Origin of the sequence: Novosphingobium sp., from assembly GCF_027531025.1 — a bacterium.
Lineage (GTDB): Bacteria > Pseudomonadota > Alphaproteobacteria > Sphingomonadales > Sphingomonadaceae > Novosphingobium.
The window spans coordinates 160,366-173,600 of sequence record NZ_JAPZQX010000004.1 but is presented as its reverse complement, the minus strand read 5'-3'; the positions used below and the strand labels follow the sequence as shown (position 1 = coordinate 173,600).

The following is a 13,235-nucleotide window of genomic DNA, read 5'->3' as shown; positions in this document are numbered from 1 at the left end:
GGAACCACCCGGATAACTTGGGGTCGAGATGACGTCGAAAAATGACGCATCGCATTGCAACAGCAGGAAATATCGATGACTGAAGCCGCCATTCAGGCAGGTGAAGCAGGGCAGGCGCTGGTTCCGACGCCCAACTTTGACGCCCTTCCGCGGCGTTGTTCCGATTTCGCAACCTTCGGCGAGGCGCTTGATTACGCCGCCCAGGGCCAGCGCGGCATGAATTTTCACGATCCGCGCGGCACGCTGATCCGGGTCTATCCGTTCAGCGAACTGCGCCGCGATGCGCTGGCCATGGCCTATCGCCTGATCGCCCAGGGCATCGGCAAGGGTGACCGGGTGGCGCTGATCGCCGAAACCGGGCCGGACTTTGCCGCGCTGTTCTGCGGCGCGGTCTATGCCGGGGCCTGGCCCGTGCCGCTGCCGCTGCCGACCAGCTTCGGCGGCAAGGAAGGCTATATCGACCAGCTGGCGGTCCAGCTGCAATCGAGCGACCCCAAGGTGCTGTTCTATCCGGCCGAACTGGCCGAAATGTGTGGTGCAGCCGCGGCTCGCCAGCATGCCCGCAGCGGGGAATGCGCGGGGATCGCCTGGGAAGATTTCGCCGCCCAGCCCGCCGTGGCTTGCACCCTGCCCGCCGCAGCCCCCGACGACATCTGCTATCTGCAGTATTCCAGCGGCTCGACCCGCTTCCCGCACGGCGTGGCGGTGACGCACGAGGCGTTGCTCAACAACCTGGGTGGCCATGCCCACGGCATGCAGTTCACCCAGGAAGATCGCTGCATCAGCTGGCTGCCCTGGTATCACGACATGGGGCTGGTCGGCTGCTTCCTGTCGATGATCGCCAACCAGGTTTCGGCCGACTACCTCAAGACCGAGGACTTCGCTCGCCGTCCGCTCGCCTGGCTTGACCTGGTCACCCGCAATCCAGGCCATTCGTGCAGCTATTCGCCGACCTTCGGCTATGACATCTGCGCCCGCCGCATTTCCAGCCAGAGCAACGTGGCCGAACGCTTCGACCTGTCGCGCTGGCGGATCGCGGGCAACGGGGCCGACATGATCCGCCCCGACGTGATGCAGAACTTCGTCAACGCCTTTGCCCCGGCCGGGTTCAAGGCCTCGGCCTTCCTGCCATCATACGGCCTCGCCGAAGCGACCCTGGCGGTCACGCTGATGCCGCCGGGCGAAGGGATCCGCGTCGAACTGGTCGAGGAAGAGCGGTTGTCCGGCACCCCGCGCGATCTGAGCCGCCCGGCCCGCTACCGCGCCATCGTCAACTGCGGCAAGGCCGTGAAGGACATGGAACTGGCGATACGCGGCGCCAATGGGGACAACCTGCCCGACCACCATATCGGCAAGGTCTGGTGCAAGGGCCCGTCGGTCATGCACTCCTATTTCCGCGATCCCGAATCGACCGCCGCCTGCCTGGTGGATGGCTGGCTCGATACCGGCGACATGGGCTACATGGTCGATGGCTATCTGTTCATCGTTGGCCGCGCCAAGGACATGATCATCATCAACGGCAAGAACCACTGGCCCCAGGACATCGAATGGGCCGTGGAACAGCTGCCGGGCTTCAACCATGGCGATATTGCCGCCTTCTCGGTCGAAAGCGACACGGGCGAGGAAGAAGTCGCCGTGCTGGTCCACTGCCGCGTGTCCGATCCGGTCGAGCGCCAGAAGCTGCACGATACGATCCGGGACAAGGTCCGCTCGATCCTGGGCCATCCGGCGATCGTCGAGCTGGTGCCGCCGCGCACCCTGCCGCGCACCAGCTCTGGCAAGCTCAGCCGTGCCAAGGCCAAGCGGATGTTCCTGGCGGGCGAAATCGCGCCGATCAAGCTGGCCGCCTGAGCGGTCCAGACCATACGACCGGCATCGCGCGGCCCGATCCGCACGATGCCGGTAACTTCCCCTTTGCCGCAATAGCCTAGGGTTCTAAGAACCTTGGGGGGATTGACGGTTGAACAAGCTGGCCAGCGGCGCGGCCTCGTACGAGGAAAGCCGTATAGAACGCGATGAACTGGCGCTGTGGCAAGCCGCGCAACTGCATGCGGGGCTGCCGCTGCTAGGCATCGCAATCATCGTCAACACCCTGGCCATGGCGACCGCTGTTATGGGCGACCTGCCCTGGTGGCAGCAGCTGTTCCCGCCGCTGACAATCATCGCCACCATGCTGGCGATGCTGGCCTGGCGCTGGGCCCAGCCGACCGCCACCGATCCCGAACGGGCGCGTGCGCAGCTGCGCAATGCCACCGCGGTGGGCGTGGTGCTGGGCCTGGTCAACGGGGCCTGGGGGGTCAATGCCTTTTCGGAGACAGAGCAGTATTACTGCATGGTCGCCCCGGTATTCCTCGGCCTCTCGGCACTGATCTCGGCTTCGTGCCTGCTGTCGGTTCCGCGCGCCGCGATTGCGGCGATGGTCTGCACGATGGTGCCGATCGTGACCAAGATGGCGCTCTATGACAACCTTGGCGTGCGGGCGATGGCCGCGATGGCGATCGGGCTGACGGTGATGCAGAGCGGGGTCGTGCTGAGCAATTTCCGCCAGTCGCGCCGCACCCTGCAATTGCAACGCGAGCTGTCACGCATGGCTGCCACCGATCCGCTGACCGGCCTTGCCGACCGCCGCGCTTTCGAGGCCGGGTTCGAGGACCTGCTGGCCAGCGGCGAGCCGATTGGCGTGCTGATGCTCGATCTGAACGGGTTCAAGGAAGCCAATGACCGCTATGGCCACCACCTCGGAGACCGCATCCTGATGGATGTCGCCCGTCGGCTCGAAGCCGCCGCGCCCACCGCACCGTTGATCGCCCGGGTCTGCGGTGACGAGTTCTGCATCGTGGTACCGGATTGCCGCACCTGGCGCGATGTGATGCCATTGATGGAAACCGTGGCCGTGGCCGTGGCGCGGCCGCTGGACTACCCCGAAGCCAGCCTGACCGTCACCACCAGCATCGGCGCGGCCCTGGCAAGCGACGACGGATACGACCCCGACGAATTGCTCAAGCTGGCCGATGCCAGGCTCTATGCCAACAAGCGCAGTGCGGTGCGCCACCCCGATCCCGAGGCCCAGACCGTCGCGGCCTAGGCCATGCTGGCGATCATTCGGCGTAGAACCAGCCAGCCACGGCGATGCGGGGATGCGGTGCCAGGGCGTTGACCCAGGTAACGCTGTGGTCCTGGGGGACAAGGAACAGGTTCGCTGCGTTGTAGCGGGGCGTCCACCCGCAAGTCGCGTCGCCATGCGCATCGTGGAACAGCATCAGCCCGCCCCAGTCGATATGCCAGCGAACCAGGTTGATAACCAGTGCTGCGACGCGCTTGCCATGCTTGCGGCCATCGTTGTGCGTGGTCAGGAAATGCCCGGTGCGATAGCGGGTGGCATCGCCACGAAACGAACGGACCTGCTCACCGGTCAGTTCGGTTACCCGCGCAAGGATTCCGGGGGCGTTGAGACCATCGACCAGACGGTCGATCAGCCAGCCCCGCGCCTGCCGGTTCGACGGATCGGGCGCGACGCGGATCGCATCGTGCATGAAACGAAAGGTGTGCTCATCGCCGGCCCGGGCGAACTGTTCCAGCGCCGCGCATTGAGCCGGCGAAAGCTTGGCCAGGGTGGCGGCGTCGAGCTCACGCTCGGCCGAGCCCTGTCGCCAGGTCAGCGCCCACTCGCTGCTCTGCGCCAGTTCCTGCGCCAGCGCCGCTGCCGCATCCTCGGCCAGCGCGGGTTCGATCCGGACACGGCCTGAGGTAGCAAGTTCGGACCGCAAACGCGGCAGATCGTCAGGTGCGATCCGCAGCGAGAAATCCAGCCGTCGATTCAATTGATCCATCTACCACCCGGCAAAAGGGTCCATTGTTAAGTGTATTCATTTACTTAAACTAACACGATCGGGCAACTGGCCGGAATCGAGCCTGCCCAGATCTGGGACAGCCAGCCAAGCCTGTCTTATGCGAACAATACAGCTTGCATCGCGGCGCAAGGCGCACCATCTTGTCAGCCAGCACCCAGACAGGGAACCAACGATCATGGCCACTACGCCAACCACGACCGAAACCGCCGCGCCGACCCTGACCCTGACCCCGCCCGATCCGGTGCCGGTGGTTGCCCCGGCCCAGGCCGTCGGACTGGTGCCCCTGGCTGACGATGCCAAGTCCAAGCTTGAACAGAAGGTCGATGCCTTCGTGGCCGATCTGCTCGCCTCGGACGCCAATTCGCCCGAATTCGGCAAGAAGGTGGACCAGATCACCAATATGGGCCGCAAGGAGATCATGGCGGCGGCCGGCATGAGCAACCGTTTCCTCGACCGGCCGGTGCGGGCGATGGACAAGGATTCCGGTGTCGGCGCAAACCTGGCCGAACTGCGCCGCACGGTGGAAGAGCTGGACCCCGGCAAGCAGGGCAAGCTGTCGAAGGGCCGCAAGATCCTGGGCATCATCCCGTTCGGCAACACGATGAAGCGCTATTTCCAGTCCTATGAAAGCGCACAGGGCCACATCCAGGCCGTGCTCGGCCACCTTTCGTCCGGCAAGGACGAACTGCTGATGGACAATGCCGCGATCGACGTGGAGCGGCAGAAGCTGTGGGAAGCGATGGGCGCGCTGGAGCAGATGATCCACATCAGCCGCGCGCTCGACGCCAAGCTGGAGGAAAAGGCCGCCGACCTTGACGCGACCGACCCGGCCAAGGCCAAGGCGATCCGCGAATCTGCGCTGTTCTATGTGCGCCAGCGCACCCAGGACCTGCTCACGCAGATGGCAGTGACCGTGCAGGGCTACCTGGCGCTGGACCTGGTCAAGAGGAACAACGTCGAACTGGTGAAGGGCGTCGATCGCGCCAGCACCACCACCGTGGCCGCGCTGCGCACCGCCGTGACCGTGGCCCAGGCCATGGCCAACCAGCGGCTGGTGCTGCAACAGGTGACCGCGCTCAATGAAACCACGGCGGGCCTGATCGATTCGACTGGCACCCTGCTGCGCGACCAGACCGGCAAGATCCACGAAATGGCGGCATCGAGCACGATCCCGCTCGAAACGCTGCAGCGCGCCTTCCAGAACATCTATGACACGATGGACAACATCGACACCTTCAAGGTGAAGGCGCTGGAAAACATGAAGCAGACCGTCACCACCCTCACTGCCGAGGTCGAGAAGTCCAAGGGTTACATCGCCCGCGCCGAGGGTGCCGCCCAGGCGGCCAAGGCGGCGGACGCGCCCAGCCTGCTGAGCCTGGAGGGCTGACTTGGCCGGTGAAGCCCACAAGTCTGACCTGATCCTGCATCAGGCCAAGCAGTCGCTGGTCAACAACCGCGACCATGGCGGGCGACGGGCGGTGTCGATCGGGCGGCGTTCGGCCGCGCTGAAGCGGGAACATGCGCTGAAGAAGGCCAAGGGCTTTGCCTTGACCGTGGCCGCCATTCTCGGCGCCATCGTCGCTGCCGGGATCGTGCTCGACGGGATCGGCATCACCGGCGTGATCCTGGCCATGGCGGCAGTGGTCGCCGCCATGCTGTTCTTCGCCTTCGTGCCCAAGCTCAAGACCCCGACCCGCGAGGTGCTGCGCGGCAGCGATGTGAAGTCGCTGGTCGGGCGGACCGAACTGTGGCTGGAACAGCAACGCCCCGCCCTGCCCGCCCCGGCGGTGCAGCTGGTCGATACAATCGGTCTGCAGCTCGACGCGCTCGGCACCCAGCTCGACGGGCTGGACGAGCGCGCACCCGCCGCAGTCGAAGTGCGCAAGCTGGTCGGCGATCACCTGCCCGAACTGGTTTCCACCTATACTTCGATCCCACGCCACCTGCGCGGCGAGGCGCAGGGCGGTGCATCGCCCGACCAGCACCTGGTCGACAGCCTGGGCAAGATCAGCGCCGAGATCGACAGCGTCACCCGCCAGCTCGCCAGCGGGGCGATCGACAACCTGGCGATCAAGACCCGCTACCTCGATTACAAGTACGGCGCCGGGCCGGAAGGCGAAGGCCGGTAATGCGGATCGCCGTGCCCCATTCGCTGGGCGTTGAAGAAGCCCGGCGCCGGATCCGCGCCGGTTCGGGCGAGGTCGCAGACATGGTTCCGGCCTTTGCCAAGGTCAGCACCGCCTGGCCCACCGAGGACCGGATGGACCTGACCGTGGGGATCATGGGCAAGGCGCTGACCGGACAGATCGAGGTGGGTGAAAGCGAAGTCGCCTTCTCCTTCGAAATCCCGGAATCCCTGGCCTTTGTCGAACCGCTGATCCGCGGCCAGGTCGAGGCCAAGGGGCGCAAGCTGCTCGGCTAGCGCCCGCTGGTCAGCAGGCTGTCGACCACCGACGGATCGGCTAGAGTGCTGGTATCGCCCAGGTTCGAGACATCCCCCTCGGCGATCTTGCGCAGGATGCGGCGCATGATCTTGCCGGAACGGGTCTTGGGCAGGGCCGGGGCGAAGTGAATCACGTCCGGCGTGGCGATCGGGCCGATTTCCTTGCGCACCCACTGGACCAGTTCGGTGCGGATTTCCGCGGTTGCCTCGATCCCGGCATTGAGCGTCACATAGGCGTAGATGCCCTGCCCCTTGATGTCATGCGGCATGCCCACAACCGCCGCTTCAGCGACACTCGGATGTGCCACCAGGGCACTCTCGACTTCGGCCGTGCCCATCCGGTGGCCCGAGACGTTGATCACGTCATCGACGCGCCCGGTGATCCAGTAATTGCCATCGGCATCGCGCTTGCACCCGTCGCCGGTGAAGTACTTGCCGGGGTAGGTAGTGAAATAGGTCTGGAAGAAGCGCTCGTGATCGCCCCAGACGGTCCGCATCTGCCCCGGCCAGGACTGGGTGATGCACAGGTTCCCCTCGGTCGCGCCTTCCAGCACCTTGCCCTCGCCATCGACGATCTGTGGCACCACCCCGAACATCGGGAAGCTGGCCGCGCCGGGCTTCAAGGCATGGGCGCCGGGCAGCGGCGTCATCATGCAGGCGCCGGTTTCGGTCTGCCAATAGGTGTCGACGATCGGGCAGCGCCCCTCGCCCACCACGCGCCAGTACCATTCCCAGGCTTCCGGGTTGATCGGCTCACCGACCGAACCCAGCAGGCGCAGCGACTGGCGGCTGGTCGCCGTTACCCAGTCATCGCCTTCGCGCATCAGCGCGCGCAGAGCCGTGGGAGCGCCATAGAAGATCTCGACATTGTGGCGGTCGACGATTTCCCAGAACCGGCTGTGGGTGGGGTAATTCGGCACGCCTTCGAACATCACCGTGGTCGCGCCATTGGTGAGCGGGCCGTAGACCACATAGCTGTGCCCGGTGACCCAGCCCACATCGGCCGCGCACCAGTAGATTTCACCGGGGCGGTAATCGAACACGTACTGGTGGGTCATCGCCGCCCAGGTGAGATAGCCGCCGGTGGTGTGGAGCACGCCCTTGGGCTTGCCGGTGCTGCCACTGGTATAGAGGATGAACAGCGGGTCTTCCGCGCCCATTTCCTCGTAGGGGCAATCGGCGGAAACGGCGGCGCGGTGATCGTGCCACCAGTGATCGCGGCCCGGCTCCATGGCGATCTCGTTGCCGACATGGCGCACCACCAGCACCGCCTCGATCGATGGGCACTGCCCCAGCGCGGCATCGACATTGGCCTTCAGCGGCACCAGCTTGCCGCCGCGCATCCCGGCATCGGCGGTGATCACGATCGAGCTGTCGCAATCCTGGATGCGGCCCGCCAGGGCTTCCGGGCTGAACCCGCCGAACACCACCGAATGGATCGCCCCGATCCGCGAACAGGCCAGCATGGCCACCGCTGCTTCGGGCACCATCGGCATGTAGATCGTGATCCGGTCACCCCGCCTGGCCCCCAGCGCCTTCAGCGCATTGGCCATGCGGCAGACTTCCTCGTGGAGCTCGCGGTAAGTCAGCTTGCGCTGCTGGGCGGCATCATCGCCTTCCCAGATGATCGCGGTCACATCACCGCGCTCCGCCAGGTGGCGGTCAAGGCAGTTGGCCGAGACGTTCAGCGTGCCGTCGGAGAACCACTCGATCCCGAAATCCGCCTCGTCAAAGGAGCACCGGTTCAGCCTGGTCCAGGGCTTGATCCAGTCGATCCGCGCCGATTCCGCGCGCCAGAACGCTTCCGGCTGCGCAATCGCGGCGCGGTACTTCTCGGCATAGACCTCCGCATTGATCAGCGCGCGGGCGGCCCATTCGGCGGGGACGGGATGGGTGTTGGCCATGGATTTCCTCTTCCTTTGCCGCCGACCTTGCCGCCGCCCGCCAGCGCGATCAAGCGGCTTAGAAGAAGAATTTCTGCTGCCAGTAAAAGGTCCCGGTCACCGGCTCGCCCGCGGCGTTCAACGCGGGCCGGAACCGCAACCGCTGCTGGGCCAGCCGACAGGTCACCGCGTCGGTCTCGGGCAGGCCGCTGGACTTGTAGACGCGGCAGGCCGTGGCCCGGCCTTCGGGGCTGATGGTCAGCGCCAGGATCACCGCCTTGCCGATCCGCGCCTCGCGCCCGCCGGGCGGGATCGGGAAATCATCGGCCTTGTCGATCCGGCCGGAAATATGGACCGGCTTGCTCGCCCCGCCGCCAGTGCCGCTGCCACTGCCGCCAAGCCCGGTGCCCGATCCGGCGCCGCCCGCCCCCGTCCCCGCCCCGGCATCGCGCGCGCCGCTGGTATCGGCGCTGCCGGTGGAGGAGGCTTGCGGTGCCGGAGCGCTGGCGATCGCGATGGGAGGCTTGGGCAGGGCGACCTTGCGCGGCGTGGCCTGCTTCCCGGCCTCGCCCGCAGCGCCTGCCGGTTCGGGCTGGGCTGCCGGTTCGGGCGGCGGGGGCGTGGTGATGGTGACCGACAGGGTCCGCCCGATGGTCTTGACCGCCTGGGCGGTGAAATCGGGCGCCAGGGCCCGGACCAGCAGCAGGAACAGCGCCACCAGGACCAGCGCGACCAGCCCGGAGACAGCAATCCGCGTGCGCCGCGACAATCCCAGGTTGACCCGTTCCCCCTCCATCACCCGGTTATGGCAGGCAAGCCCACGTCTCGCAATTCAACCCGCGTTTGCGGCCAAAGCCCCCTGTGCCAGCGCCAGCGCGCCATAGAGGCCCGAGCGTGTCCCGAACCCCGGCGCGCAGAGCACCGTTTCGGCCTGGCCCCGAAGATAGCCACCGCCCAGCGCCCCGGCCTGGGCGACCACCCGCGCGAGCAGGCCCGGCGTTTGCATCACGCCGCCGCCCAGCGCGATCCGGCCGGGTTCGAACAGCGCCTGCAGGTTGATGGCCGCCTGGGCTAGGTACCCAGCGATCAGGTCATGGCCGGGATGATCGGGTGGCAGGTCGGTCAGCGGGCAGCCAAAGCGGGCGATGATTGCCGGGCCGCTGGCCAGTCCTTCAAGGCAAGGGCCATGGAAGGGGCAGGTTCCGGCAAACCCGGCATCGTCGGGATGCAGCGCGATGCGCATATGGCCCATTTCCGGGTGCGACAGGCCGCGCAGCACCTGCCCGTCGATCACCGCGCCCCCGCCGATCCCGGTGCCGATGGTGAGATAGGCCATGGCCCTTTGCCCCTGCCCCGCACCCCAGCGCCATTCGGCCAACGCCGCCGCGTTGACATCGGTATCGAACCCCACCGGGCAACCGAACCGCGCCGCCAGCGGACCGGCCAGGTCAGTCTGCGCCCAGCCCGGCTTGGGTGTGGCGAGAATGTGCCCCCAGTGCGGGCTGGCCGGATCGAGCTCAGCCGGACCGAAACTGGCGAGGCCAATGGCGGCAAAGGGCCCATGCTGCCCCAACCAGTCGAGCATGGCAGCAATTGTCTGGTCCGGGGTGGTGGTGGCGATCTGTTCGGTGACGATCGGCTGGTCCAGCCCGCTGGTGACCCCCAGCACGAACTTGGTACCGCCCGCCTCCACCAGGCCAAAGCGCGGGACAGCGGCCGGCCCGCTCATAGCGCGGTCAGTTCCAGCACCAGCCCGCTTTCGGCGCGCAGCGGCGGCAGGTCGAGCCCGTGCTGCACCAGCCAGGCACCATGATGGACGGCGTCGCCGATGCGATAATGGCGGGCGGGATCCAGCATCGGCAGTCGCAGCCCCGGCGCATGGCGCTGTTGCTGCGGTTCGATCCGGGTGACCAGCAGCACCAGTTCGGCGGCGCTGCCATGTGCCTGCCACCAGAGGCCATCCGGCCCATCACCCTGCCAGACCTGCCCATTGTGCAGGCGGCCCCGCAGCGCCTTGTAACGCTCGATCCCCTCGCCCAGCCGGGCCAGGTCGCGCTCGTTCAGCTTGCGCAGGTCCAGCTCCACCCCGAAGTGGCCGGGCAGGGCGACGTGATTGCGGAACGACATCTTCTGGATTCGTCCCGTCGCATGGGCCGGAGCCGCGCCGACATGGCTGCCCATCAGTTCGGGCGGCATGAATTGCAGGAACCCGCGCTGGATGGCCACGCGGCTGACCGCGTCGATATTGTCGCTGGTCCAGAACCGGTGGGTGAAGCGCGCGATCCCGGCATCGATCCGCCCGCCGCCACCGGCGCAGGCCTCGATCTCTACCGCCGGGAAAGCGGCGCGCAGCCGGGCTAGCAGGTCATAAGCGCCCAGCACCTGCCCGCGATAGGACGGGCGCTCGCCCGCGGCGGTCAGGTCGCGATTGTGATCCCACTTGAGATAGCCGATCGGCAGTTCGGCCAGCAGGTCACTGAGCCGCTCGAACAGGTAATCGCGCACGTCGCTCCGGCCCAGGTCGAGCACCAGCTGGTTGCGTGCGGTAATCAGCGGCCGTCCGGCCACCTGCAGCGCCCAGTCGGGATGGGCGCGGTAGAGCTCGCTGTCCGGGTTGACCATTTCCGGTTCGACCCACAGGCCGAATTCCATGCCGAGGCCGGTGACGTGCGCGGCGAGCGGCCCCAGCCCGTCCGGGTACTTGGCGTGGTCCGGCCACCAGTCGCCCAGGCTGGTCGTGTCATCGTTGCGGCGATGGAACCAGCCATCGTCAAGCACGAAGCGTTCGATCCCGGCCTTGGCCGCTGCATCGGCCAGGTCCCTGAGCGCGGCCTCGTCGTGATCGAAGTAGAAGCCTTCCCAGGTGTTGAGGTGGACCGGGCGCGGGCGCATCGCACCGCCGGGCCAATCCATCCGCGCGCGGATCGCGGCGTGGAAATTCTGCGCCACGCCATTGGCATCGGCCGCGCAGGTGGCGAGCACTTCGGGCGATTGCAGGCTTTCGCCGGGGGCCAGCCGCACCTCGCCCGGCATCAGCGCTTCGCCCAGCTGCCATTGCCAGCGGCCATCATCGCACCAGTCGATCAGCTGACAATGGTTACCCGACCAGGCGAGCTGCGCGCCATAGGCACAGCCATCGGCAAGAACGACCGCGCCCGGAAAGCAATCGTGCGAGGTGAGGCCCCGGCGGTTCTCGCGCCGCCACTGGCTGCGGGTGAGATCGTCCTCCACCGCCACGAATTCGATATTGTGCCGCCCGGTGAACGAACGGACCTGCCGGGCATGGGCGGGCAAGGGCAGGACGGCGGCGGCCAGCCACTGCACGTCGAGCGGATCATCGCCCACATTGGTAAGGACGCTCGAAACGGTCAGCACATCGCTGTGCGGATCGAGCGCCAGCGTAACCGCGACCGCGATCCGGGCGATGGCATCGGTCAGGGTAACGACGGCGCGCTGGCCATCCTGTTCGATCAAGCAGTCGGTGGCCTGAAAGGTCCAATCCCGCCCGGCCCGATGCGCCTTCAGCACCGGTTCGCCGAACCAGCCCTGGCCCAGCCCCGGCAGCAGGCTGAGCGGCTGGTCGAACTGGACGGTAAAGGTTGGCGTCGGGCGGCTATCGCGCAGCGGCGCGGCGGGCAGCGCGGCATCGGGCAGGCGCGGCCCCCAATAGCGCCACAGCGGGGCTTCACCGGGGCAAGCCTCAAGTACCAGGCTGCTCGCCCGGCCATGCAGCACGATCCATTGGCTGCGGTCCGTCATCACGCCTGATCCTGTCATGACAGGACCATAGGCGGGGCCAGCCGGGTCTGGCTAGAGCCGCCCTTCGGCCCTTGCCCGGCGACCATAGAACAGCTCGAACAGGGGCGAGGCCATCAGCGTGGTGACGATCGCCATGACCACCATCATCGCGAACAGCGCCGGGGTGATGATCCCGCGCTGCAGGCCGATGTTGATCACGATCAGCTCCATCAGCCCGCGCGCATTCATCAACGCGCCGATGCCCATGGCGGTGGCATTGTCCTGACCGGAAAGGCGCGCGGCAAGATAGCAGGCCCCGCCCTTGGCCGCGATCGACAGGACCAGGATCAGCCCGGCCACCGCCAGCAGCGCCGGATCGCCCAGCAGGGTCAGCTCGGTATGGAGCCCCGAATAGGTGAAGAAGAACGGCAGCAGCAGAACGACAGTGACCGGCTCCAGCTTCTCGCGGATCGCCTCGGTCAGTTTGCCGCGCGACATGGCCGTGCCCAGCAGGAACCCGCCGAACACCGCGTGAATGCCCGCCACGTCCATTGCCCAGGCACAGAGCAGGTAAAGCACCAGGACGATCGCCAGCAGTGTCTCGTCCATCCCGGTCTCTTCGATCCGGCGCTCCAGCACCTTGAGCAGGCGCGGCGCGATCAGCACCATGAACAGCGCGAAGGTGAAGCCGCCGCCAATCGCCAGCACAGCAATCTGCGGCCCGTCGCCAAAGCTGGCCAGGACCAGCGCGATCAGCACCCAGGCCCCGGCATCGTCGATCGCCCCGGCCGAGAGCGACAGCGTGCCGAGCGGCGATCCGGACAGGCCGCGCTCGTGAATGATCCGCGCCAGCATCGGGAAGGCGGTGATCGCAATGGCCGCGCCCATGAACAGCGTCGCTTCGAACTGCGTCACCGTGGGCGTGAACAGCCCGCCGTGATTGAGCAGCCAGGGCGCAATCGCCACGGCCACAGCGAAAGGCGCGGCCATGCCGGCCAGCGAAACCGACGCCGCCCCGCGCGCGCCCTTGCGAAACTCCCCGCGATCGAACCCCAGCCCGACCAGGAACATGTAAAGCCCCACCCCGAACTGGGCGATCACGAACAGGATCGGCTTCGATTCCTTGGGAAACAGAAATTCCTGCACTTCCGGAGCGAGCGCGCCAAGCAGGCTGGGGCCCAGGATCACCCCGGCGATCATCTCGCCCACCACGCGTGGTTGCCCCAGCCAGCGCTGCGCCGCTGTGCCGACGAGGCGGCAGGTGACCAGGATCACCGCCACCTGCAGGAAAAAGGCGATCGAAAGCTCGGTCGGCGTCAT

General features: G+C 66.9%; 11 protein-coding genes. 5 read left to right on the top strand and 6 right to left on the bottom strand.

Annotated elements, in window-relative coordinates; all coding sequences use genetic code 11:
• Positions 1–75: 75 nt before the first annotated feature.
• Positions 76–1,851, top strand: coding sequence for a fatty acyl-AMP ligase (locus O9281_RS07430; RefSeq protein ID WP_298184215.1), 1,776 nt, complete (start codon positions 76–78; stop codon positions 1,849–1,851).
• Between the two features lie 109 nt (positions 1,852–1,960).
• Entirely contained in the window at positions 1,961–3,085 is a 1,125-nt protein-coding gene (locus O9281_RS07425; RefSeq protein ID WP_298184213.1) for a diguanylate cyclase, read from the top strand.
• A 13-nt stretch (positions 3,086–3,098) separates the two neighbouring features.
• On the opposite strand, the gene O9281_RS07420 is transcribed toward O9281_RS07425, so the two are convergent.
• Entirely contained in the window at positions 3,099–3,830 is a 732-nt protein-coding gene (locus O9281_RS07420; RefSeq protein ID WP_298184211.1) for a 2OG-Fe(II) oxygenase family protein, read from the bottom strand.
• A 196-nt stretch (positions 3,831–4,026) separates the two neighbouring features.
• On the opposite strand from O9281_RS07420, the gene O9281_RS07415 reads away from it, so the two are divergent.
• Genes O9281_RS07415 through O9281_RS07405 form a run of 3 tightly spaced genes read left to right on the top strand, consistent with a single transcriptional unit; the run spans position 4,027 to position 6,273 of the window.
• The gene (locus O9281_RS07415; RefSeq protein WP_298184209.1) at positions 4,027–5,238 is read left to right on the top strand and encodes a toxic anion resistance protein; all 1,212 of its coding nucleotides are present in this window, start codon (positions 4,027–4,029) and stop codon (positions 5,236–5,238) included.
• Between the two features lies 1 nt (position 5,239).
• Complete coding sequence (locus tag O9281_RS07410) at positions 5,240–5,980, top strand: hypothetical protein (protein WP_298184208.1); 741 nt, start codon at positions 5,240–5,242, stop codon at positions 5,978–5,980.
• Positions 5,980–6,273 (top strand): polyhydroxyalkanoic acid system family protein, encoded by a 294-nt coding sequence (locus tag O9281_RS07405; protein WP_298184206.1) that lies wholly within the window; start codon positions 5,980–5,982, stop codon positions 6,271–6,273. The genes O9281_RS07410 and O9281_RS07405 overlap by 1 nt, the downstream gene beginning before the upstream one ends.
• Here the strand turns inward: O9281_RS07405 and acs are convergent.
• From acs to O9281_RS07380, 5 genes are read right to left on the bottom strand one after another with little or no spacing between them, the layout of a single operon-like run.
• Entirely contained in the window at positions 6,270–8,198 is a 1,929-nt protein-coding gene (acs, locus tag O9281_RS07400) for an acetate--CoA ligase (protein ID WP_298184204.1), read from the bottom strand. The two genes, O9281_RS07405 and acs, sit on opposite strands and share 4 nt — an antisense overlap.
• A 58-nt stretch (positions 8,199–8,256) precedes the next feature.
• Entirely contained in the window at positions 8,257–8,973 is a 717-nt protein-coding gene (locus tag O9281_RS07395; protein ID WP_298184202.1) for an energy transducer TonB, read from the bottom strand.
• 36 nt (positions 8,974–9,009) lie between these two features.
• Positions 9,010–9,906 (bottom strand): ROK family protein, encoded by an 897-nt coding sequence (locus O9281_RS07390; protein ID WP_298184200.1) that lies wholly within the window; start codon positions 9,904–9,906, stop codon positions 9,010–9,012.
• Positions 9,903–11,936, bottom strand: a complete 2,034-nt coding sequence (locus tag O9281_RS07385) for an alpha-galactosidase (RefSeq protein ID WP_298184199.1) — start codon at positions 11,934–11,936, stop codon at positions 9,903–9,905. The genes O9281_RS07390 and O9281_RS07385 overlap by 4 nt, the downstream gene beginning before the upstream one ends.
• A 51-nt stretch (positions 11,937–11,987) precedes the next feature.
• Entirely contained in the window at positions 11,988–13,235 is a 1,248-nt protein-coding gene (locus tag O9281_RS07380; protein WP_298184196.1) for a cation:proton antiporter, read from the bottom strand.